The sequence below is a fragment of the Halomonas colorata genome, from assembly GCF_014897985.1.
In the GTDB taxonomy this organism is placed as follows: Bacteria; Pseudomonadota; Gammaproteobacteria; order Pseudomonadales; family Halomonadaceae; genus Vreelandella; species Vreelandella colorata.
The window spans coordinates 16,083-39,731 of sequence record NZ_JABUZA010000010.1 but is presented as its reverse complement, the minus strand read 5'-3'; the positions used below and the strand labels follow the sequence as shown (position 1 = coordinate 39,731).

22 protein-coding genes are annotated in these 23,649 nt (G+C 54.6%); 19 read left to right on the top strand and 3 right to left on the bottom strand.

The window, feature by feature from the left end:
- Positions 1–39 precede the first annotated feature (39 nt).
- Positions 40–723, bottom strand: a complete 684-nt coding sequence (locus INT33_RS07440; RefSeq protein ID WP_018917109.1) for a GntR family transcriptional regulator — start codon at positions 721–723, stop codon at positions 40–42.
- A gap of 154 nt (positions 724–877) precedes the next feature.
- Between INT33_RS07440 and INT33_RS07435 the strand changes: the two genes are divergently transcribed.
- From INT33_RS07435 to INT33_RS07415, 5 genes are all read left to right on the top strand, one after another.
- Entirely contained in the window at positions 878–1,873 is a 996-nt protein-coding gene (locus tag INT33_RS07435) for a TRAP transporter substrate-binding protein (protein WP_192538130.1), read from the top strand.
- Between the two features lie 88 nt (positions 1,874–1,961).
- Positions 1,962–2,483, top strand: a complete 522-nt coding sequence (locus tag INT33_RS07430) for a TRAP transporter small permease subunit (protein ID WP_018917107.1) — start codon at positions 1,962–1,964, stop codon at positions 2,481–2,483.
- Positions 2,484–2,485: 2 nt separating this feature from the next.
- Entirely contained in the window at positions 2,486–3,820 is a 1,335-nt protein-coding gene (locus INT33_RS07425) for a TRAP transporter large permease (RefSeq protein ID WP_192538129.1), read from the top strand.
- An 11-nt stretch (positions 3,821–3,831) separates the two neighbouring features.
- Positions 3,832–5,184: a malonyl-CoA decarboxylase gene (locus INT33_RS07420; RefSeq protein ID WP_192538128.1), complete on the top strand. Its 1,353-nt coding sequence runs from the start codon at positions 3,832–3,834 to the stop codon at positions 5,182–5,184.
- Positions 5,181–6,704, top strand: a complete 1,524-nt coding sequence (locus tag INT33_RS07415) for a malonate--CoA ligase (RefSeq protein WP_192538127.1) — start codon at positions 5,181–5,183, stop codon at positions 6,702–6,704. Before INT33_RS07420 ends, INT33_RS07415 begins: the two co-directional genes overlap by 4 nt.
- A 7-nt stretch (positions 6,705–6,711) precedes the next feature.
- On the opposite strand, the gene INT33_RS07410 is transcribed toward INT33_RS07415, so the two are convergent.
- Positions 6,712–7,329 (bottom strand): cyclodeaminase/cyclohydrolase family protein, encoded by a 618-nt coding sequence (locus INT33_RS07410; RefSeq protein WP_193091516.1) that lies wholly within the window; start codon positions 7,327–7,329, stop codon positions 6,712–6,714.
- Between the two features lie 383 nt (positions 7,330–7,712).
- Here INT33_RS07410 and INT33_RS07405 point away from each other — a divergent pair, with 383 nt between their 5' ends.
- From INT33_RS07405 to INT33_RS07375, 7 genes are read left to right on the top strand one after another with little or no spacing between them, the layout of a single operon-like run.
- Positions 7,713–8,168: a DUF2170 family protein gene (locus tag INT33_RS07405; protein ID WP_192538125.1), complete on the top strand. Its 456-nt coding sequence runs from the start codon at positions 7,713–7,715 to the stop codon at positions 8,166–8,168.
- A 39-nt stretch (positions 8,169–8,207) separates the two neighbouring features.
- Positions 8,208–8,903: a PspA/IM30 family protein gene (locus INT33_RS07400; protein ID WP_192538124.1), complete on the top strand. Its 696-nt coding sequence runs from the start codon at positions 8,208–8,210 to the stop codon at positions 8,901–8,903.
- A 49-nt stretch (positions 8,904–8,952) separates the two neighbouring features.
- Positions 8,953–10,032 carry an ion channel gene (locus tag INT33_RS07395; RefSeq protein WP_192538123.1) on the top strand — a complete coding sequence of 360 codons (1,080 nt, stop codon included), beginning with the start codon at positions 8,953–8,955 and terminating at the stop codon, positions 10,030–10,032.
- Entirely contained in the window at positions 10,032–10,751 is a 720-nt protein-coding gene (locus INT33_RS07390; protein ID WP_192538122.1) for a DUF2491 family protein, read from the top strand. The genes INT33_RS07395 and INT33_RS07390 overlap by 1 nt, the downstream gene beginning before the upstream one ends.
- 51 nt (positions 10,752–10,802) lie before the next feature.
- Positions 10,803–11,213, top strand: coding sequence for a DUF350 domain-containing protein (locus tag INT33_RS07385; protein WP_018917098.1), 411 nt, complete (start codon positions 10,803–10,805; stop codon positions 11,211–11,213).
- Positions 11,214–11,224: 11 nt separating this feature from the next.
- On the top strand, positions 11,225–11,839 hold the full coding sequence (locus tag INT33_RS07380; protein ID WP_192538121.1) for a DUF1190 domain-containing protein: 615 nt from the start codon (positions 11,225–11,227) through the stop codon (positions 11,837–11,839).
- An 18-nt stretch (positions 11,840–11,857) separates the two neighbouring features.
- The gene (locus INT33_RS07375; protein ID WP_192538120.1) at positions 11,858–13,024 is read left to right on the top strand and encodes a glutathionylspermidine synthase family protein; all 1,167 of its coding nucleotides are present in this window, start codon (positions 11,858–11,860) and stop codon (positions 13,022–13,024) included.
- 27 nt (positions 13,025–13,051) lie between these two features.
- Here INT33_RS07375 and INT33_RS07370 read toward each other — a convergent pair whose 3' ends face one another.
- A complete protein-coding gene (locus INT33_RS07370; protein ID WP_192538119.1) occupies positions 13,052–13,984 on the bottom strand; it encodes a hypothetical protein in 933 nt (310 codons plus the stop codon).
- 398 nt (positions 13,985–14,382) lie between these two features.
- Between INT33_RS07370 and INT33_RS07365 the strand changes: the two genes are divergently transcribed.
- Genes INT33_RS07365 through INT33_RS07335 form a run of 7 tightly spaced genes read left to right on the top strand, consistent with a single transcriptional unit; the run spans position 14,383 to position 23,642 of the window.
- Entirely contained in the window at positions 14,383–16,410 is a 2,028-nt protein-coding gene (locus tag INT33_RS07365) for a methyl-accepting chemotaxis protein (RefSeq protein ID WP_193091515.1), read from the top strand.
- A gap of 10 nt (positions 16,411–16,420) precedes the next feature.
- The gene (gene cheB / locus INT33_RS07360; protein ID WP_192536562.1) at positions 16,421–17,482 is read left to right on the top strand and encodes a chemotaxis-specific protein-glutamate methyltransferase CheB; all 1,062 of its coding nucleotides are present in this window, start codon (positions 16,421–16,423) and stop codon (positions 17,480–17,482) included.
- Positions 17,479–18,855 carry a CheR family methyltransferase gene (locus tag INT33_RS07355; RefSeq protein ID WP_192536714.1) on the top strand — a complete coding sequence of 459 codons (1,377 nt, stop codon included), beginning with the start codon at positions 17,479–17,481 and terminating at the stop codon, positions 18,853–18,855. Before cheB ends, INT33_RS07355 begins: the two co-directional genes overlap by 4 nt.
- Complete coding sequence (locus INT33_RS07350; protein WP_192536563.1) at positions 18,855–20,993, top strand: hybrid sensor histidine kinase/response regulator; 2,139 nt, start codon at positions 18,855–18,857, stop codon at positions 20,991–20,993. The genes INT33_RS07355 and INT33_RS07350 overlap by 1 nt, the downstream gene beginning before the upstream one ends.
- Before the next feature lie 31 nt (positions 20,994–21,024).
- Positions 21,025–21,381, top strand: a complete 357-nt coding sequence (locus tag INT33_RS07345; RefSeq protein ID WP_192536564.1) for a response regulator — start codon at positions 21,025–21,027, stop codon at positions 21,379–21,381.
- A gap of 52 nt (positions 21,382–21,433) precedes the next feature.
- Positions 21,434–23,125 carry a diguanylate cyclase gene (locus INT33_RS07340; RefSeq protein ID WP_192536565.1) on the top strand — a complete coding sequence of 564 codons (1,692 nt, stop codon included), beginning with the start codon at positions 21,434–21,436 and terminating at the stop codon, positions 23,123–23,125.
- Positions 23,103–23,642 (top strand): chemotaxis protein CheW, encoded by a 540-nt coding sequence (locus INT33_RS07335; RefSeq protein WP_192536566.1) that lies wholly within the window; start codon positions 23,103–23,105, stop codon positions 23,640–23,642. Before INT33_RS07340 ends, INT33_RS07335 begins: the two co-directional genes overlap by 23 nt.
- Positions 23,643–23,649 lie beyond the last annotated feature (7 nt).

Below are 23,649 nucleotides of genomic sequence, written 5' to 3'. Positions count from 1 at the left end.
CGTCGGCAAGGACCATTACCCCACCGATACGGACATTACCTAGCCCGTTTGGCTGATGGGCGCTTCCATGCGACGCACGCTGGACACGAAGTCGCTGAATCGTTCACCTTGAATCAGCACGTGGTCGCATAGCGCTTGCTCAGCCAGTGCAGCATCGCCTTGGGTAATGGCATCTACGATGACCTGGTGTTCGCTTAGCGAATTATGCATGCGCTGGCGAACCTGCAATTGCAGACGACGATAGGGCTTTAAGCGCTGTTTTAACTGACGAGCTTCGCTGGCCAGAAAAGTATTGTGGCTCGCCGCATAGATGCAGTCGTGAAAGGCTTCGTTTTCGTAGTAGTACTCGTCGGTATCACCCGCCAGGGCGGCGGCCTCGCAGCGTCCATGGGCGGCGCGTAATTCAGCAAGCTCCGGCTCGCTGATGCGCCGGGCTGCCAGTCGCCCGCACATACCTTCAAGCTCAGCCATCACTTCAAACATTTCGATTAGCTGGTCGATACCCACCTTGGCGACAAACGTGCCTTTCTTCGGCGAAACGGTGACCAGGCCGCTGGCGACCAACTGCTGAAAGGCCTCGCGCACCGGCGTGCGTGATACGTTAAACGTCTGCCCCAACTCTTCGGGGTCCAGCCGTTCGCCCGGTAGACGGCGTCCATTGATAATATCGTCTTCAAGAGAATCGCGAAGCTTCTGCGCGTTGGAACGTTTGGTATCGGCCATATTTCACCTCCAAAAAAGCACGCCATTATACTTATTGTATGCTGCACTTATTTGACATTAGCACAGCTAAGGACTATTGAAATATATATCAGATTTTCTGATACACATAAAAAGCTCTTCCAAACACACAACAACAAACAGTTGGAGACGCCATATGCAACGCTACCTATGTACCACCCTGACCGCTCTGGGCTTGGCCATTGCCGTTTCTCACGCCAGCGCCGATACCGTGCTGCGCGCCTCTCACCAATTCCCCGGCGGGCAAGGTGATGTCCGTGATGAAATGGTCCAAATGATGGCCCGCCACGTCGCTGAGGCGGATGTGGGGCTTACCATCGAAGTCTACCCTGGCCAGTCGTTGTTCAAAGCCCGCGAGCAGTGGGGTGCGCTTACTCGGGGTCGCCTGGATATTACCTCGCTACCGCTGGACTACGCGAGCGGCCGCCACCCTGAATTTTCCGCCACCTTGATGCCTGGTTTGGTACGCAACCAAGCGCATGCTCAGCGCCTGAATGACTCAGAATACATGGAGTTAATTCACGCAGTGATTCTGGAGGGAGGCGCACGCGTGCTGTCCAACGCTTGGCTTTCAGGTGGTTTCGCGTCTAGCGAGCAGTGCATTACCTCCCCCGACACCGTTTCTGGGCAAAACATTCGTGCCGCGGGCCCGGCGTTTGAAGAGATGCTGGAAGCCGCCGGTGCTTCAATCGCCTCCATGCCCTCCTCTGAAATTTACACCGCCATGCAGACCGGTGTACTCGACGCCGCCAATACCTCTTCCATGTCGTTTATCTCGTTTCGACTTTATGAACAGGTTGAGTGCATGACCCAGCCAGGCGACTTCGCGTTGTGGTTCATGTACGAGCCGATCTTGATTTCCGAGCAGGTATGGCAAGGCCTCAATGAAGAGCAGCAGGCGGCCCTGATGGAAGCAGGTAAAGCGGCCGAGCAGTTCTTTGCCGAAGAAGCGGCAGCCATTGATCAAGAAATGGCTGACGTCTATGAAGAGAACGGCGTGGAAGTGGTCAGCATGAGCGAGGAGGACTACAACGCCTGGCTCGAGATCGCCCGTGAAACCTCCTACCAGAACTTTGCCAATAACGTTCCCAATGGCCAGGCCATCATCGATGCGGCGTTAGCCGTCGAGTAAGCACTTACCCCAGCAACCTGTGACCATTTGTCTGCATTAGACGAGTGGTCCGGTTCGATTGTCGCCTGCTTAGCTTGATGAGGGAACTATGGCAACTTCAACCACGCATCCCCCCGCCGCTCGCGGTGGGGTTATCGGCAGCTATATCCGCCTGATGGACAGGCTGTCACGCCTGTTTGCCTATCTGGCCTGCGCCCTGTTTGTGGCGGGCGTACTGGTGATTTGCCAGATGGTCTTTATCCGCTACGTGCTGGGCATGAGCACCAGTTGGCAAACCGAGTTCACCGTTTTTTCAGTGACCGGCGCCATGCTGATGGGCAGCCCCTACGTACTCATGACCGGCGGCCACGTCGCCATCACCATTGTCCCTGATGCGCTGGGCGGTATCGCCCAGAAAGCCATGCGCCTGGTGGCCTCGCTTTTTGGCCTGGCCTTTTGTGCAGCGCTTGCCTACGCCTCCTGGGTGTATGTACTGGAAGCCATGCACGGCAACTGGACCACCGGTTCGGTCTGGAACCCGCCGCTCTGGCCGGCGCTTATGCCCATGGCATTAGGCGCTTCGCTATTGGTACTGCAATACGTGGCTGAAATTCTGCGCGGGGAGCACTGAGCATGGATCCGATTACCTTAGGCATTATTGTAGCCATCGCGCTGATTGCGCTCATGGCCATTGGTACCCCTATCGCTTTTGCGCTGGGCGGTGTATCGCTACTGGCGCTACTTTATGATCGCGGGCTTGCCGAGCTCACCTACTTTGGCGAAACATTTTTTGACCGCATTGCGGAGTTTGGCTTTGTCGCCATTCCGATGTTCATCTTGATGGGCGCGGCTGTCGCCTCATCGCCCACCGGACGCGACCTTTATCGCTCGCTCGACTTATGGATGGGGCGCTTACCGGGCGGCCTGGCGGTCTCCAATATCGGCGCTTGCTCCATCTTTGCCGCCCTTTCGGGCTCGTCCCCGGCCACCTGTGCAGCGATTGGTAAAATGGGCATTCCAGAGATGCGCGTGCGTGGCTACCCGGATGGCGTAGCGGCTGGTTGTATTGCCGCAGGCGGCACCCTGGGCATTCTGATTCCGCCATCGGTCACCATGATTATCTACGGTATTTCTACCGAAACCTCAATCGGTCGGTTGTTTATCGCAGGCGTGGTGCCGGGCTTCATGCTCGCGGGGCTGTTCATGATCTGGACGATGATCGCCTGCAAAATGGCCGGTGGTTATAACAACCCGTTGGCGGAGTCTGCCGAGCGCCTGAAGCAGACGGTTAAACACAACGTCGATAGCAACTTGAAGGCGTTAGTGCGCGTTCTGCCTTTTCTAGGCGTGGTGGCGGGCATTTTATTTGCGCTTTACGGCGGGGTGGCGACACCCTCGGAAGCGGCGGGTGTAGGCGCCTTCTTATGTCTGGCGCTGGCCATTTTAATCTATCGCATGTGGCAGCTGGGCCCGATCAAACTGATCATGCGCGACTCGCTGCGCGAAAGTGTGATGATCATGCTGGTGATCGCCACCGCCGAAGTATTTGCCTACGCACTCTCCTCGATGTTTATTACTCAGACGGTGGCCGCCGCCATTGCCGACCTGGAGGTCAACCGCTGGGTGTTAATGGGGGTGATTAATCTCTTTTTACTGGTAGCTGGTTTCTTCTTGCCACCGGTGGCAGTCATCGTCATGACCGCGCCGATTCTGCTGCCAATTATCATGGCCGCCGATTTTGACCCTTACTGGTTCGCCGTAATCCTGACCATCAACCTGGAAATCGGTCTGATCACTCCGCCTGTGGGGCTGAACCTGTTCATTATCAAAGGCATCGCACCAGATATCTCGCTGCGCGACATCCTGATGGGCAGCCTGCCCTACGCGCTGTGCATGGTATTGGGCATCTTGCTGCTGTGCCTCTTCCCGGGCATCGCGCTGTGGTTACCCAACTTGATAATGGGTTAAGGAGCTGAGCCATGAACATGATGTTTCTGCAGGAGATTTTTAACAATATCACTCAGCGTGATGCACTGTTACGGCGCCGCAACCCAGGGGCGCTTACTCCGGACCATGATCATCTGGTGAGTGCCTGTCAGGCGCTTCTGGCAAGCGACGGCGAAGCTTCCAGCATTGCCTTGGCAAGCCGGGCGCTAGCTATCTACCAACGCTTATCAGCCGCAGAAAAAGCCAGCTTTTTTGCACGCCTGGCCAGCGACTTTGCCGCCGACGCTGCGCAAATTGATGAAGCCTATGCGGCCTACTCAGAAGCCCGCGACAACTACACGCTACAAACCCTGTTTGACGCCTGCGAACCGCGCCGTCAGGAGCTTTTTCGGCGCTTGAACCTGGCCCGCGACGGCACCTATGAGCTGGTCAAGATGCGCGAAGACCTGCTGGGGTTGCTGCGCGAGCAGCCCGAACTGGGGCCTATCGACGACGACTTTGCGCACCTTTTCGGCTCCTGGTTTAACCGCGGCTTTTTAATGCTTAAACGAATCGACTGGAACACGCCAGCCTCTGTGCTTGAGAAGATCATCCGTTATGAAGCGGTGCATGAGATTCAGGACTGGAATGACCTACGTCGACGGCTGGATGCTCGTGACCGGCGCTGCTTTGCATTCTTTCACCCGGCGATTGGCGACGAGCCGCTGATCTTCGTCGAGGTGGCCCTGCATAAAGGGCTGCCGAGTCGCATTCAACCGATTCTGGTGGGTGAAGAAAACGGCGCTGATCCCGAAGATGACGATACGGCTGCCTTCTTTGGGATCAGCAACTGCCAAACCGGCCTGCGCGGCATTTCGTTTGGTAACTTTCTGATCAAGCAGGTGGTACAGGAGCTTTCACAAGAACTCCCTCAGCTTAAATACTTCGTCACGCTGTCGCCGGTTCCCGGGTTTGCCCAATGGCTCACCGAGCAGCGTGAGGATGAGCAGTGGCCGGAAACCCTGCGCAGCACGCTGGGTGAGCTTGAAACGCCCGACTGGCACCACGATGCGGTACGCGAAGAACGCCTGAAAACCATTATTCGCCCTCTGGCCGCCCGCTATCTGATCGAAGCCAAAAACGCCAAGGGCTTGCCTCTCAACCCTGTCGCCCGCTTTCACCTGGGCAACGGCGCTGAACTGCATCGCATCAACTGGCTGGGCGATATCTCGTCCAAAGGCGTCAAGCAAGCGGCGGGGCTGATGGTCAACTATCTATATGTGCTTGATGACATTGAACGCAATCACGAAAACTATACCGCCAAGGGCACCGTTGCCTGCTCAAATGAAGTGCGTGACCTTGCGCGTCGCGCCCGCAAGCTGGCCAAGGGAGAGACCGCCAAATGAACCACAACCTGTTTGAAACCTTTGCCGCCAAGATGCGCGAGCGCGCCGACGCTGACTTTATTACCACTCGTGAAGGCCGCCACTATAGTTACACCGATGCGCTGAACATAAGCGCCCAGCTTGCCGGTGCCTTGACCGAGCTGGGCGTGACACAAGGCGACCGCGTTGCCGTCCAGGTAGATAAAAGCCCTGAGGCAATACTGCTTTACTTGGCCTGCCTGCGTATTGGCGGCGTTTATCTGCCCTTGAACACCGGCTATACCGGCGATGAAATTCGCTACTTTTTAAACGACGCCGAACCTGCGCTGTTTGTTTGCCGCCCCAAGCTAGAAGATGAAGCACAAGCACTTGCCGCTGAAACCGGCTGCCCGGCGGTGGCAACGCTGGGTAGTGCGGCGGATGGCAGCCTGATGGAAACATCCCTTCGCTCAGCGCCCTGTGAGGAGATCGTCACGTTGGGCGAAAACGATCTGGCGGCGATTTTATATACCTCCGGCACCACCGGGCGCTCTAAAGGCGCCATGCTGACTCACCGCAACCTGGCGTCCAATGCTGAAACGTTAGTAACAACCTGGCACTTCAGTGCCGATGATCGGCTGATTCATGCGCTGCCCATTTTTCATACGCACGGGCTGTTTGTGGCGTGTAATGTCGTCTTGATGGCTGGCGCCAACATGCTGTTTCTGCCCAAGTTTGATGCCGATATCATCTTTGAGGAATTGCCCCATGGTAGCGTGATGATGGGTGTGCCCACGTTCTATACCCGGCTGGTTCAGGACGCGCGATTAACACCGCAGGCGGCGGAAAACATGCGCCTGTTTATCTCGGGCTCGGCACCGCTGACCTCTGAAACCCATGAAGCGTTTGCAGCCAAGACCGGCCATGCGATTTTAGAGCGCTACGGCATGACCGAAACCAATATGAATATCTCCAACCCCTATCAAGGGGAGCGCCGTGCGGGCACCGTGGGAATGCCGCTGCCCGGTGTGGATATTCGAATTATCGATCGGGAGTCAGGCGCGGAAGTCGATGAAGGCGACATCGGCATTCTTCAGGTCCGCGGGCCTAACGTGTTTATCGGCTATTGGCGAATGCCCGAGAAAACCCGGGAAGAGCTGCTCGATGACGGCTTTTTCATCACCGGCGATTTGGCCATGCGTGACGCCCAGGGCTATGTGCATATCGTGGGCCGCGATAAGGATCTGGTGATTTCTGGGGGCTACAATGTTTATCCCAAGGAGGTGGAGCAGCTTATCGATGAGCTGGAGCAGGTGGTTGAGTCGGCGGTGATTGGCTTGCCGCATCCTGATTTTGGCGAAGGGGTAACGGCGGTTGTGGTTTGCCAGGCGGGCGCGACGCTTGATGAGGCCACGATTTTTGATCACCTGGCAGGACGCCTGGCCAAATATAAGCAGCCCAAACGGGTCTTTTTTGTCGAGGAGCTGCCGCGCAATACCATGGGCAAGGTGCAGAAAAACGAATTGCGTAAGCGCTTTGCTGACACATACCGCTCAGTTTAATCCCGCTTCACCTAGCGATTCGAGCCACTAACAACGCCGCCTGCTCTTTGAGCTCATCGTGAGCTTCTTGAGTGCGGCGTTTTTCTGCTTCGCTGCCCAGAGAGTCAATATTGGCTTCAACGTTGAGCAGCACGCTGCGTAATGCCGCAGCCAGCAGCTCTCCCCCGGCTCGGGTGTCGCTGGCAAATTGCTGCTCGCTGCACCCACCCGCCCGGATGCACAGGCTCAGAGCCTTCTGGCACAGCCGTGCCGTTTGTAGCGGCACGTCGACCGCCGTGGCGGCGGCTTGCTGAATCGCGCTGCATCGGGCCGTTTTTTCGTGTTCGTCATGGTGGGGCATCTGAAATGCCGCCATCAATCCTTCAAATGCCGCAATGTCCTTATCGGCCAAGGGGCCAAGCTGCTCTTTTAAGCGCTCGCCTTCATCAAGCAGAGCGCGTCTGGTCTCGCTTGTCTCATGCTGTTGACTCAGGTGCAGCCCCTTGAGAATCAGCGCCACGCCCAAGGCGGCAGTCACGCTGGCTGCGGCCCCACAGCCTGGCATGGGTTTTCGGGCAAGTGAATCGCCAAAATGGCCAAGCGTTTGTTCCCAAATGGGGGTGTGGCCTTGTCCAGCATCCTGCATATACGTTACTCCGAAGATCTTGGCGGTGGGATAGAACTCATACCTGCCCCTCAGGTCTTACAAGCGGGTGCCGGGGTTTCTATCTTTGAAACAAACGTCAGCTTTTTGAAACACACTTCAGCTTTTGAAACACACTTAGGTCAGTATGGTTCACCTTGGGCCATCATGTGTTATTAGCCGCCATGCGATATTAGCCAGCATAGAGGCGAGGCGTGGTAGCGTACAGGCAGCGTGATGAAAACCGCGACTTGTCCAAGACCATGACCGACGCCTTACCTCAAGGTGTATTCATTGGCCGAAATCGCAATGAGTTGTACTTCGCTAGAAGGTTATTTAGCGTTGATGCTAAACTAAATTTCACTTTGCATAAGGAGCTTGCTGTTTTGACAACTTCAAATGACATCGGCGCGCGGTCTGCCGCCGATCTTTATCGTTTTGTTACCGAAGCTACCGCACAACCCGATACCAGCGAGCTTGAGTGGCCGGATGCCAACCTCAGCCTGGACGAGGCCAACCAGACTCTGATCTGGGAACTTCACGATTACGGCAATCTAACCCTGACCCTGTCGCGTAGTGACAACGAATGGATTGCCATGACGGCGATTGCGGCGGTAGACAGCGTCAGCAACCAGGCCGAGCTCAATGAGGTGCTGCTGCGCCAAGGCCTCGCCCTACCGCTGGCATCTGTCGGCATCGTCGCTATTGATGGGCGTGATTTCTACGTGGCCTATGGCCAGCTATTTGGCGACTCAAAACTGGCGTCCATTTGCGCTGAACTGCACGCAACGGCCAGTGCCGCCATGGAAGTCGCCGGTCTGATTCAGGAACACTTTTCTTAACCATTTTTCATCTTAATACGCTTTTCAGGAGCAACTCTTATGTTAAGTAAAATCATGACGGCCTTACGCGGTAAAGCCAATGAAACCGGTCAGGCGGTCGTTGATTCTCAGGCCCTGCGTATTCTGGATCAGGAAATTCGTGATTCCGAACATCATCTCAAGCAGTCCAAGACCGAACTGGCACGCCTGATGGGCCAGCGTCAGCTGAACAGCAATAAAGCCGACACGCTGGAAGGCAAGATTAGCGAGCTTGAGCAGAGCGCTGAGGCCGCACTGGACAAAGGCGAAGAAGCACTCGCAGTGGAAGTCGCCGAGCGCATGGTGGCCATGCAGGAAGAACTCGACGCCGAGCGTAATATCGTCAGCGAGTACGATGCCAGCATCGAGAACCTGCGCGGTGCCATTCGTAACACCGAAAACCAGCTGCGCCAGCTCAAACAGCAGGTAAGCGTGGTGAAGGCGACTGAATCTGCACAGAAGGCTCAGTCTGCCGTGGCGGCGCGCCACTCGGGCCAGAACAGCGCCATGGGCAGTGCCATGGAGTCCCTCGAGCGTATTCGTGAACGCCAGCAGCTTAACTCCGCCCAGATGCAGGCCGCCGACCAGATGGCCGCTGAGGAGAGTGGTTCATCGCTCGACGCACGTTTGAAGGCCGCCGGTATTGGCGCAAGCGACCGCAAGGCCGAAGACGTGCTGGCCCGCCTGAAAGCCAAAAAGAATACGCCACAAGCGTAACTAAAATAGCGCCCGCCCAAGCGGCGGGCCTGTTCTCAAGGAGCGAGCAGTGCCTATTTTTGTACGTCTTCTAAAGGCGCTTCAAGCATCCACCATCAGCGTCAGTTGGACCTTTCTGTTTTTGATGGTTATCGGGCATTCGGCGCTTTCCTGGGCTGCCATGGCCGTTGCCGATGAAGTAGTGGCAAGCTCCTTTCGGCTGTGGATGTACTTTTATGTCACCACCACGACTACCGTGGGCTATGGTGATTTCAGCCCTCAAACACCAATTGGCCAGTGGGCAGCCACACTGTGGGTAATTCCCGGCGGCATCATCTTGTTTGCTGCGTTTATCGGCAAGGCAACGGCCAACATTAGCTCAACCTGGAGAACGCTGGTGCAGGGTAATGCGAACTATGACGGCCTTACCGGCCATACGCTCGTGATCGGTTGGCACGGTGAGCCAACAGCCAATATCATTCGTATCCTTCAGGCGGATCCTAACCTGCCGGACGATATCGTGCTGTGCGTGGCCGCCGATATCGATAACCCGCTGCCCGGCAGTATCAAGTTCGTCAAGGGCGAAAGCTTCTCCGACGCCGAACTGCTTAATCGGGCAGGTATCAAGGGCGCCAGCCGCATCATTATCTACGACAAGGTCGATGAGCGCGTGGCAACTATCGCGCTTTCGGTGTACGACCAGAAATCGCCGGGTTGCCATATGGTAGCGCACTGCGACAACCCTTCGACTGCCAGCATGTTGCGCCGCACGCTACCGGGTATCGAGTGTACCCAAGGGCTCTCTATCGAAATGCTGGTGCGCTCGGCAACTGACGCGGGGATCAGCCGGGTGGTCAATGAGCTGCTGGCCATCGGCCAGGGAGCTACTCAGTTTCAGGCCTGTTTACCCACCACCCTGCCCAGCGAGCAGAGCGTGCGTTACGGCGATTTGATGGCAAAGGCGAAAGCGGACAACAACGTGACGCTGCTAGGCGTCTGGCGCCCGGCAAGCGATGAACGCCAACTATTGAATCCGCCTGCCGACTTCGCGGTGACGGCAGGTGATACCCTCTACTATATGGGCGATCAACGCCTGAGCGAAGATGATCTTGTCGCTCTGTTTCAGTCTGCTCTGGGGAGAGTTACCTGATGTTCAAAACCTTGAAAAGCCTGTTTGGCGCCTCTGATGATACCGCTCAAGCCGAGAGTAAAGCGACCTTCAATGCGGGCCTGCCGCTGGGCATGACGTCTGAAGATTTCGAAGGGCTACGCCTTGATGGCCGCGTCAAGATTGCACTTGCCGAGCTTAGCGCGTTTCCGGACACCCTGTTTGGCTGGTCCAGCGAGCCCTACCACCATGTGGCGGCCGTTGGCCATGTAGATCTGGGCCAGGGCGCTCACCTGGTGCGCTTTTATCTGGATAACGATACGTGGCTGCAGGCCAATGTCGAAAACCAGCAGGTGGTCGAGTACAAGCTATTTGATTTTTATCGCGTCACCCATCTTTCGGACGTCGAGTTTGATGCGCTGATCAACGCAGATGACAAGAAAGCGGGCGAACTTGGCGCGCAGTCCATCACCGTTGAAGCAACTGACACAAGCGGGCGTGAATGTCAGTATCAGCGTGTATGGGGCGATGAAGCGAGCCTATGGTCGCCGCCTGTGCTGCTTGAAGAGCAGGTAATGACCACGGAAAGCGTCATGACGCGTAGCGTTACCCATCATGCCATGCTTTACGAGCGCCAGATTGAAGGCTCTGAGCGCATGGAATACGTGCTGCTGAATGCTGAAAATGACGGCGAAGGCGGCTTCATGCTGGTGCAGAATCTGGGGGTTGATGTTACCTCCGTGGACATTGATGCTATTTAAACGGCGCCAGCCATCTACACTGTTTATTCTTAACCAAGGAAGATCCTACACATGCTGTATTTACAAGGCCTCCCCCACTTCTTGGGCTATCTGATTGGCGCGCTGGTGCTTCTCGTGGCGTTCATGTACTGCTATAGCCGGATTACGCCTCACCACGAATGGACACTGATTCGTGAAGGTAACGCCGCGGCCGCTACCGCTTATGCGGGCTCGATTCTAGGCTTCACCCTGCCGCTTTACAGCGCCATGGCGAACTCCGTTAGCTTCATCGATTTCATCCTGTGGGGCATCATCGCGTTCGGCGTTCAGTTAGCCACCTTCTTCGGGCTGAAAATGGTGCTGAAAAATCAGGGGGAAAGTCTTTCACTGCACATTACCGAAGGCCATATGGCATACGGCGTTCTGGTCGGCAGCGTATCGATTGCGGTAGGCCTGATCAACGCAGCCTCGATGACGTGGTAAGGAGTTTACAGATGGCAAATCACGATCAGACACCGCACCTTCCTCGTCGCAAACGCAGTGCCCGCCTGTCATTGGCGATGATGGGAGCTAGTGCCTTCGGTCTTACCGCCTGTGGCCAGCCGGAACAGACCACCGATGTCAGCTTCGATAGCCCACGCAGCTACCAGAGCGTGGATGAGTGCGTAGCCGCCGATGTGTATACCCAGAGCGCCTGCGAAGAAGCCTACGAAGCGTCGATCAAGGAAGTGCCACGCTTCAATACGCTTGAAGCCTGTGAAGCAGAGCATGGCGAAGGTGCTTGCGTCGCGCCCAGCGAAGAGCAGGCCCAGGCGGCGACCGGCAGCAGCGGCGGCAGCTGGTTTATGCCGGCGATGATGGGCTATATGGTCGGCAATATGATGTCGCGCTCAAGCAGTGGCGCCACCAGCCGTGGTGTCTATCAGGAGCCGGTGTATCGCAACCGCCAGAATCAGGGCAATTGGAATACCGCCAACAATCAGGCTAGCCAGCGTGTCAGTCAGCGCCAGCAGACCATGCGTACCTCTGCCATGCAGAACCGTCAGTCAGCCACACAGCGCAGCGGCTTCGGCTCACGTTCCTCTGCCCGCGGGGGTTGGGGTTCGTGACCCGCAGCGGATATTCACATGCTTAGAATCGACGTGGCAGAACGCCCCAACTGGAAAACCCTGGCTCATGAGCTGGGGTTTCATTTTCATACCATTGACGGCGAGCCTTATTGGAAGGAAAGCGCTTACTATCAGTTTACGCTTGAACAGGTAGAACGGGATATCGAAGCGCCTACCGAAGAGCTTCATGAAATGTGCATGGAGCTTGTGGACAGGGTTTGCCACTCCAACGCGCTGATGCAACGCCTGGCCCTGCCGGAGTTCATGTGGGATACCATCCATGACTCGTGGGTATCCGGTCAGCCGCACCTTTATGGACGGATGGATTTTGCCTATTCAGGCCAAGGCCACGCCAAGCTGCTCGAGCTCAACTACGATACGCCCACCTCGCTTTACGAAGCGGGGTTCTTTCAGTGGGTGTGGCTTGAGCAAGCGATTCAACAGGGCATCATCCCGCGCCGTGCGGATCAATATAACTCCATTCAGGAGCGATTGATCAATGCGATGGCGCATATTGGCGACCGCCTTGAAGACCGAACGCTTCACTTCTCATGCATCAAGGACAATATTGAGGAACGGGCAACCGTCCACTACCTGCAGGATGTCGCCGTACAGGCGGGCGTTACGGCGCCGTTTGTGTTCATGGAAGATATTGGTTACCAGAGCGGCAACGACTTTTTTGTCGATCTGGATAACCAGCCTATTCAGGCGCTGTTCAAGCTCTACCCCTGGGAGGAGCTTGCCGATGATGCCTTTGGCGAGAAAATACCGCAATTGGCAACCCACTGGTTCGAGCCACCGTGGAAAGCCATTCTCTCCAACAAAGGTATTCTGCCGCTGCTTTGGGAGCACTTTAAAGGCCATCCCAATCTTTTGCCCGCCTACTTTGAAGAGAAGAACGCCGCACCGCTGCCACCTGGCTGGGTGCGCAAGCCGTTCTTTTCGCGCGAAGGCAGCAATATTGAGCTGTTAACACCGGAGGGCCAGCGCGAAGCGGTAGACGGCCCGTATATTGACAGCCCCTGGATTCGTCAGGCCTACCACCCTATGCCACGCTTTGGTAATCATCACGCCTTAATCGGCAGTTGGGTGGTAGGTGACAGGGCCTGTGGTATCGGCGTGCGGGAAGACGTAGGGCGGATTACCAAGGATTCATCCTGCTTTGTGCCCCACGCCATCGTATGACGCGCTATTGATACCCTAAAGGAAAACCTACGCCGCGTCGGCGCCCTGGGGAGTAAATTGTCCAGGGCGTTCAAATAGCTGCCTAATAGGCGCTAGCCGCGCCGCGTCATGTTTATGCGCCATTGAAAAATGCCGTGCGCCCACCCAGCAAAGTGGTACCGAAAGCACTGTCTCTTTGGGCACGCCCTGCTGGGTTAATTGCAGCAGGACATCGTCACTTTCTGTGGGGTGCCAATGCGCCAAGAGTTCAAAAGGTGCGGCCTGAGAGATACGCATAGCCAGCATGCCTGTTTCAGGCTGACCGTAGAGCTCAACGATTTGTGCAACGCCTTGAGAAACCAGCGTCTGGTGCGTTTCCTTATCCAAGGGGGCGGTCGTTACGGCGGTAATGTTGGCGGGTAACGATGGCAGGCGCTGCGCCAGTTGACGCCAGCGGTCACTGCTCGTCACCACGATATCGCCCGCATTCAGGTCCCACAGCGCATCGGCATGATCAAATAGCGAGCGTGTTTTAAAACCGGCTTCCTGAGGTAAAAGTGCGCCCAGCATAAAGCCGAAAACGGTTTGCAGCGGCAGCCAGCTGACCAGCGTGCGGTTCGCGCGCGGCTCGGCATCCAATAATGCCTGGAGCGCTTTCACTTCCTGAGTCAGTGATTCCGCCTCATGAACATACTGGTGCTGTAACTTATGGCTAAAGGCGCCGCCTGCAACGGTATCAAATAAATTGAGGCGATTAATACATGCGGTTTCACTTAACGCATTGGCCCATTCCTCCAGGGTGATGGACGCATCGGTAAGTAGTTCACCATCGGATAAATCGAAAAAGTGCTGAACGGCATTAACCAGTCCGCTGCGCTCGGGCGTACCCGCTGAAGGCAACATATCCGTATGTGCCGGGCAGTGACGCGAGGCAATATCGCGCAGCACGCTAAATAATGTGCTAGAAGTGAGTGACAACATGCTGCTTCCTTAGCAAGAATTATCATTTCCATTGGCGCGCAGAATACGTTTTTGTACTATTTTTGTCAAAAAAACCAGCAATACACCTCAAGAAATCTAAAAAATATTTACAATTATTTTCAATAACTTAAGTTAATTCAGCTTTCCATTAATTAAGGCCACCTATACTTAATTAATATTAAGACATTACTTTTTTAAAAAAATTATGCAAAAGCTTGTATAAAAAATATAACCTCTCAGGTTAAAAAGCGTTAATACAAAAACTAGACAATATTCATAAAAATCGCTGAAATCATTACTACAATATCCCACCCTCTACCCCTTACACCGCTCATCCGCGGTACTATTAGGCCTACTTAGCCCTGACGGGCATCGGCCAACTGGGAGCAATTTTGATAATGACGGCGCGTTGGAAATCTTTGCCTCTGCGGCTAAGGCTTTTTATCTCTTTTGGGACAGTACTAGCGTTGGCAATGCTGGTTGCCCTTTACCTGCAGGCTCGCTCTTATGGTCAGGCGCGCCTTGATGCACTTATCAACGAAGAATTGCCGGCTCAGGCAGAAAGCCTTGCAGCCCACCTCAGCCTAAATTTAAGCCCTGCGCTGGCGCTTTCCGAGAATCTGGCCAATAGCTACTTTATCGAGCAGTGGACGCGTGACGGTTTTCCAGAAGAGCGTCAGGCTGAAGTAGAAATCTATCTATCGCGCATGATGGACCAGTTGGGTACCGAACTTCTGTTTATTGCCGCGCAATACCAGGGCCGTGGCTACTACTTTCAGTATCGTGATGGCGAGTTTTTACAGCGTACCCTTGAGCCTACTGGAGGCGCCGACGATTGGTATTATCAGTTCACTGACAACGGGGAACTTTTTGAGCTGAATTTAGACAATGACACGTTCTCGACAGAGGAGGCCTTTGTCTTTTTGAACTTCCGTAGCACTCAAAACGCCGTCAATGGCCGCCCGCTGCTGGTAGCGGGCGCAGGTCTTGATTTGTCACGCCTTGCTCTTCTGATTGAAAACTTCCGTCTGGGAAAAACGGGCCGTGCTGCCCTGCTAAACGCTGAAGGCGAACTGCTGGTGCGTAGCGATGAAACCGATATTGAGGCGCTGCGTAGCCAAACGCCTGAGCAACTGGCACAACAGGGCAATACCTCAACGGTGTACGAGATTGAACGCGACAACCATGTCTATTTGATGAGTACGGTGTGGCTGCCGCAGCTACAGCGCTACTTAAAGGTGGAAGTCTCCAAGTCAGAGTACTTAACAGCCTCCCGTGAGCGCTTTTTAGCTTCAACAGGGATTGGGTTATTAATCCTGTTGATCGGCCTAGTGATCCTCTACCCGCTCACCGGCAGGCTCATTCGACCGCTTATTCACTTTCAGCGTCAGTTAAAGCAAATTACTCATAGCCTGGATCTTTCCCGGCGTGTTGAAACGGACGACCGAGCGGAGCTTGGTGATTTGGCCAACCAAACCAATGCGCTGTTAGAGCGTTTATCACGGGCGATTCTGGCCGTTTCCAATAATGCTCATGCGCTGACGCGAGTAGCTGACCAACTGGCTCAAACGGCCGGATTGTCAGGCGTTCATGGCGGCGACATTACCCATGAAGCCAATCAGACCATGGCCGCCGCCGTTGAAGAAATGGCCTCATCGGTTGCCGAGATCACCTCGACCATGGAAGAGCTTTCCACATCGTCGACCCAAATTGCCGATCATTCCCAGTCGGTGGTAGACGTTGCCAATCACACCCTTGAGCGTAGCCGTAAAGGCAGCACGGCCATGCAGCTGCTGCAGGTAAAAATGCAGAATATACGTAGTGACAGCGAGCATAGCCTGGCGGAAATTGTCGCGTTAGGCGCCAAATCTAAACAGATCAACAAGGTGATGGAGCTGATCAATACACTGGCGGCCCAAACCAAGCTAATTGCGTTTAACGCAGCACTTGAAGCGTCAAGTGCCGGTGAGTCAGGCCGCCGGTTCTCGGTCGTGGCAAGTGAAATTCGCCGCTTAGCAGATAGCGTGACGGACTCCACCCAGGAGATCGAGAGCCACACTGACGATATCCAGAGCGCCATCAACCGTTTGGTGGTGGCCTCTGAGAAAGGCGCCTCTTCTATTGAAGAAGGCGTTGAAGTCAGCATGAGTACCGCGCAGGATCTAGATGCCCTGCTCAAGGCAGCAAGCCAGACCAGCAGCGCGGCTCAGCAGATATCGCTGTCCACGCAGCAGCAAAAAACCGCCAGTAATCAGGTAGTCATTGCGCTGCGCGATATTGATATGGCCAGTTCCCGCAGTGCTCAATCGGTACGCAGTATTACTGAGATCAGCCAAGAGATGATTCAAATGTCAGCGGAACTCAACTCGTTGGTACAAGAGTTTACTCTGGCACAACAAGGAGCAGATAATTCACGCCGCTCATGAGGACGCCACGATGAGAGCCATTCGGGTTGTGATTGCAGATGATAGCCGCGTGGCTCGCGATGTGTTGCGCGCGATTCTCACTCGTGATGGCGATATTGAAATTGTCGGCGAAGCAAGCAACGGCCTTGAAGCCGTCGAGCTTGCCCGACGCTTATCACCACAGCTGATTACCATGGATCTCAACATGCCCGATATGGACGGCATGAGCGCTATCGAAGAGATCATGCACACCAAAGGAGTGCCAATTTTGGTGGTCAGCGATCGCGCGGATGCCCAAACGGCTTATCAAGCGCTTGAGGTGGGCGCGCTTGAGGTCATGCCCAAGCCCATGCTGGAAAGTGACGATGCTGAATGGCTGCTGGCGCGGGTGCGGCTATTATCAGGCGTGGCAGTAATTACTCGGCTGCGCCGCCGCTATACCACCCCACCACCCCCGGTGCGGACTGCCACGACGGCCGTCAATGCAACTGCGTCCCGAGGTTTTCGACGGATTATCGCGATTGCTTGCTCAACGGGCGGTCCTCAAGCCCTGGCGCGTCTGCTTAACCGCTTGCCAGCCACGTTTCCCGCCCCGATCGTGATCGCCCAGCATATCAGCCACGGGTTTATTGAAGGCATGGCGCGGTGGCTAGCAACACTATGCGCCATGCCGGTCAGTGTTGGCCGGCACGGCGAGCGCCTGCTGCCTGGAAGGGTGTACTTATCGCCATCAGAAAGCGATCTCTGCGTTACCTCACAACACCGCTTTCAGCTTCAGGAAAGCCCGGCCAATGCGCTTTATCATCCCTGCGGCGACATACTGCTGACGAGCGTTGCCAACGTATATGGAGCAGATGCGATAGGCCTAATTCTAACGGGCATGGGACGCGATGGGGTAAGCGGCATGCGCTCAATTCAGCTGGCGGGCGGTCAAACGCTTGCTCAGGATGAAGCTAGCTCGGTGATTTATGGCATGAATCAGGAAGCGGTTAACGCAGGCGTCATTCAACATATATTGGCTCTTGAAGATCTGCCTGACCGCTTGCTTTGTGAAGTGCGCGGCAACGAGCCTCTATGGCAAGCACCGTTATGAACACGCTGCCCCTGTTTAAAGCGCTAGTGTTAAAGCGTTGTGGGTTACAGCTGGAAGGTGTCGCAGAAGCCCGGCTAAGCAAAGCCATTGAAATACTCTCCAGTATAACGGGGCTAAGCGATGCAGCTTTAATGATCGCCAAGCTTGAGCTGGATGACGCCCTGTTTGATACGTTTATTAGCCACCTGACGATTAACGAAACGTACTTCTTCCGCGAGCCCAAGGCCCTTAACTGGCTGGTTGACACCTACTTGCCCCAACGTTTGGCCGAGAAAGGCGCGCCGCTTGCTATTCTAAGTGCAGGGTGTTCATCGGGCGAGGAGCCTTATAGCTTGGCAATGGCGCTATTTGAGCGCTACGGCGAACGTGCCACCCAGCTATTCACCCTATCGGGAGGCGATGTAGACCAGCAAGTGCTGGCCAAGGCGCGCCAGGGTATCTATAGCGGCTTGGCGTTTCGCGCACTGCATCCGGCGCTCAAGCAACGCTATTTCAGTCATCATCAAAACCATTATAAGATCTGCGAGTCATTACGCTCCTGGGTAACGTTCCACCCTTTTAATCTACTACAGCCTGAAAGCGTTAATGCGCATGGCCCTTTTGACGTTATTCTTTTTCGTAACGTTTCTATCTATTTCGATGAGCCAACGCGGCGACGTATCCAACAACATTTACATCAGCGGCTTGCCCCTGAAGGCATTCTGCTGTGCGGTGTTACGGAAACGCTGGGTAACGACTTAGGCGTATTAGAACTGGTTCAGACTCAAGGCCTTTTCTATTTTCAGCCTTTCAAAATTTCTGCTCTCCCGTCCAGTGTTGAGCCTCAGATTGAGTCTCGGGTTGAGCCTGAACGGCAAATACTTACCCACACAGCACCGGCTATTACTGTTGTTACAAATAGTCCTGCGGCTTTTGAAGAAGTGCCGTCGCCTTCAGATGCGTCTTTTAGTAACCAGCTCCAACGTGCCCACCAACTGCTTAATCAAAATGCTTTTCAGGAAGCCGCCGACCTACTTGAAGAGCTGTTGGCCCAACACCCCTGGTCTGTGGACACACTGCTTCTGGCTGGGCTTGTGGCGCGGTGGCGAAACGCGTTTGAGGAGGCTTACACGTTTTTCAAACGGGCTATCTATGTCGCCCCTGACTGCTGGCCAGCGCATTTTTATAAAGCCGAGCTTTTTCGTCAGGGCGAACTAACCGATGACCCTATTCAGCGCCAGCAGGGCTATAGCACGGTTGTCCGATTACTCAATGAAACGCCCACTGCAAACGGTAGCCTACAGACCATCGCGTCACCTCTTCCTCCAGGCGATGCGTATTTTTTAGCAAAGCGCTACCTAAACACAATGCTTGCCACACAGGGAGTGGGCTAATGGCACTGGATATCCGGCGATTTATACAACGGTTTATAGAAGAAGCCGCAGATCACCTGCCCCGTCTACGCAAGGGAATTAATGCGTTAGAACAGGGCCAGGCCGACCAGGAGTTGATTAACGAGCTGTTTCGCTCCGCGCATACGCTTAAAGGCTCCTCACGGATGCTTAAGCTTTTTCCGATCACAGCACTTGCGCATAGTACGGAAGAGCTGCTTAGTGCGCTGCGCGATGGCACCCAAACCACCAATGCCCAGGTCATCAGCCTGCTTAACCAAGCGACTGACGGCCTGGCGGACATGATCAATCAGTTAACTCAAGGAGCTGCGCCCGAATCGCTGCCTGAAGCCGATGCAGCGCTCTGTCAGGCGCTTGAACAGGCAGCCAGTAACCGTCAGCCTCTGCCTGAGGGGGCATCTGAAGAGGTTGAGCCACCTCTAGAGATTTCAGCGCCACTGACGGAAGCGCCCGCCCGCTCAACGACACGGGCGAGTTCCAATGCCACGGCTGATTTACGCCTAAGCGATACCGTTCGCGTGCGTCTTGACCGCCTGGACGATGTGATTCGCTTGATGGGCGAAGTACTTTCTGGGCACCATCACCTACACAGCCTAGTGGTCCAGGCGAGTGAATTAAGCGCTACATTACCGGCGGATAAACAGGCTCCGTTTAACGCGTTTAACCGCGAGCTAAAAGATAGCGTTTTAGCCCACGACACCTTGATGAGTGACCTCCACGATCGCGCACTGCAGATGCGAATGCTGCCCCTTAACGTTGTGTTTGACCCACTATCGCAAATGGCCAGAGAGCTTGCCCATTCATTGGGCAAACACGTTGACTGCCGGGTACGAGGTAGTGAAATTGAGCTTGATAGGCAGATGATTGATCGCCTGTCAGATCCGCTCATTCACCTGCTGCGTAACGCACTCGACCATGGCATTGAGTCTCCCCACGAGCGTCAGGCAAAGGGCAAACCGGCGCGTGGCCAGCTGACGCTGGAAGCCTGGCAGGATGGTGGCTGGGTGATCGTTGAAATGCATGATGACGGCGCGGGCATCTGTTTAGAAGCGGTACGCCAAAAAGCGCTTACCAAGCAACTGATCAGCGAAGAAGCGTTAGCGGCACTTAGCGAGCAGGAAACGTTGGATTTGATCTTTCTGCCTGGCTTCTCAACGAAAGCCATGATTACCGATTTCTCGGGCCGTGGTGTAGGCATGGATGTGGTTAAACGCACCGTGGTGGATGAGCTAAGCGGGGATATTCAGTTAAGCAGTGAACCGGGGGACGGCGCTCGTTTCACCCTGCGTCTACCGCTATCGCTTGCCATGATGCGCGTTTTATTAATCAGCGTTGGAGGCCTTACCCTAGGCGTCACCGCGCCTTTTGTAGCAGAACTCGTTAAACGCTCGCCCGAGACGTTTATTGATGCTGCGGGGCAAACCACGCTGATCCTACGCAATGAGTTTGTGCCAGTCATTGCCCTGGCCGACCTGCTCGAGCTTCCCACGCCCCAAGCGCAAGTGCCGGAAGTGCTGTTACTTGTAGTTCACCAACGTCATCAAAAGCTCGCCTTGATGGTCGATGCGCTAGTTGACGAACGTGATATGGTAATTAAACCGTTACCGTTACATTTACGCCATTTACCCCTGGTTTCTGGCATGGTCTCCCAAGGGCGTAACGAGCTGATCAGCCTATTGCATGTACCCGCTCTCATTGAACGCAGTCGACGTTCCACACAGCGCACTGCCTATGAAACAACGCCTTCGCCACAGGCACACCGCATTTTAGTGGTGGATGACTCATTGAATACCCGCGAAATTGAAAAAGACGTGTTAGAGGCCTGGGGTTATCAGGTAACGCTGGCTGAAAACGGCAGAGACGGCCTGTCCAAAGCGCTCGCGGAACCCTTTGATGCCGTACTGACCGATATTGAAATGCCCATCATGGATGGCTTTGCGCTTACCGCCCGACTGCGTGAAAGCGAGCTTTATTCTCATAAGCCAATTATTATTATCACGTCGCGGGAAAAAGAAGCCGACCGTCGGCGCGGTATCGAAGTGGGTGCTGACGCATATATTGTCAAAGGCAGCTTTGACCAAAATAACTTGGTAGATACGCTTAAAGCCTTACTCGGTTAGCGTATTATCTTTCATTTAAATGAGGCATTACATGCATATTCTGGTCGTAGACGACGACCCATTGGCGGGTGAAATTACGGCAGCATACCTTGAAGCGTTAGGCCATGAAGTAGTGATAACCCCCGACGCCATGGAAGCGGTTAGCCAACTGGACAGTACGCCTGATATCGAGCTTATCGTCAGCGATATGCATATGCCGCTGATTGATGGACTCGCCCTTTTAGAGATGCTGCGCGAGCAGGAAGTCACGCTACCGTTTATTTTACTGACCGGAGATGCGCCACCACCCCGCGCCCTGGATAATCCTCATTTAACCGCCTGCTTACAAAAAGATGACAATCTCGATAGCACGTTAGCCCAAGCCATTAATCATGCATTCAGCCATTAGTCGATAACATTTGATATGCTTATGATGTTCGCCCAACTGCTCAGGTAGCCTGATGTCACCACCGGCCCTTTCGCTGCATGAAAAGCTTAACCAACTGCGCCAGCGTTTTATCAACCAACTTCCTGCGCGATTGGAGAAAACCACTGAACAGTGGCAGTTAAGCCTTAAATCAAGCGAGGCAGAGTCACGCCTTGCGCCTGATCTTCATCGCTTTTTCCATAGCCTTAAGGGAACCGGACGGTCATTAGGCTTTGAGCGTATTGCGCTGTTTGCTGAGCAGGCAGAAGAAGCACTGACCACTGACCCTCAAAGGGCCGACATTGATACGCGTATCGTTAATCTTCTTAACCAGTTAAAAGACGAGCTGGTGTACCTGCAAACCCACCAGGGTCAGCAAGCCGCTATGGCAGGTCTCAATAGCGTTGAATTCCCACACCAGCCTGAACAGAAGCGCAGCAAACGCCAACGGCTTATTTATTTATGTGACGATGAACCTGAGCATATTAATTCGCTGATGCACCATTTGCGCTGCTTCGGCCATGAAGTCGTTCACTTTGCCACTACCGAATCATTTTTTAATGCCGTGCTGACCCGCCGCCCCGATGCCGTCATTATGGATGTGCAGTTTCCCCATGGCCAAACGGCGGGTACCGAGACGTTAACCAGTTTAAATAAGCTGACCGGGGAGCAGTTACCATCAATCGTTCTATCCGGCCACGGCGATTTCCATTCACGCCTAAGTGCGGTGCGTGCCGGGTGTGACGGGTATTTCACCAAGCCGGTCAAGCCTCTTGATTTGATGCTCGCAATTGATGAGCTCACCTCCCCCATAAGTGAAGAGCCGCTACGCATTTTAATTGTCGATGATGAGAGCGAGGCGGCCGAATACCATGCGCTGCTGCTTGAAGAAGCTGGCATGGTGGTCCAGCAGGTATATCATCCTAACGATGCGCTCAGTGCACTTGAGCGTTTTTGCCCCGATTTAATGCTGGTGGATGTGTATATGCCGGTTTGCTCGGGCGAAGAGCTGGCGACCATTATTCGCCAGCAGCCCGAACATGTTGGCCTACCGATTATTTATCTTTCCAGCGAAACCGATAGCCAGAAGCAAATGTCGGCGATGACGGCGGGGGTTGAGGCATTTATTACCAAGCCTGTCATACCCGCCGAGCTCGTTTCAGCGGTCCACTTGCGCGCTGAGCGCCTGCGCCTGCTACGCTCGCTCATGACCCAAGATAGTATGACCGGCCTTTACAATCACAGCACGACGACTGATTTAATCAATAAAGCGTTAATCCAGGCGCACCGCAATGGCCGCCAACACGCCATGGCAATGATCGATATCGATCATTTTAAAGAAGTGAACGATACCTATGGTCATCTAGCCGGTGATCAAGTCATTATCACCTTGGCAAGGCTACTGAAAACACGCTTTCGGCTATCTGATATTATTGGCCGGTATGGAGGCGAAGAATTCGTCGTTTTGCTAAAGGACGTAAGCACCGAGCAAGCGGTTAAATTAATGGACAACTTGCGCAATGACTTTGGACAAGTGGATTTTTATGCTGGCGAAGTGAGCTTTCGCTGTACCTTTAGCGTTGGGATCAGTGACTTCCCCGCCCATCCCTCTACCCAGTCACTGCGCTTAGCCGCCGACCAAGCGCTTTACCGCGCAAAACGTCAAGGACGCAACCAGGTAACGACCAGCCAGGAGTTAGATCATGACGCCTCCGCCTGCGAATGAGCCCGGCAGCCTCACGCTTGAGCAGGCGCTTGCCGAGCATGATGAAAACGTATCTATTGTCGATGTAGAAGAACCTAGCCAACAGCTGGTGCTATTTAGAGTAGCCGGTCAACGATTTGCGCTCCCTGGCGGTGTGGTTAAAGAAATTATTAGCCATGATCAACCCGTGTATTTTGTTCCTGGCTTACCCACTACGACAGAAGGCGTGCTGCATCTACGCGGACATATTGAGTCGGTCATTCAACTCAACGTTTTGCTGGGTTTACCCTTACCCAGCGGCACCCAGCCAGGAATGATCTTACTGGTATCGGCAGCAGGCATTTGCAGCGGCGTGCGTATTGAACAGCTAGATGATGTATGCGATGTGCCTACCAGCCTGCTTCAACCGCCACCGGATACGCTTTCAAGTGCGCTGCGCCCGTATGTCAGCGCTCTTTGGCAACTCGACGAAGGCGTCACTGCCGTACTGCTGGATGCTGAAACCTTGTTCAAGGCTTATCAGGACGGGCTGGGATAGCCATGCC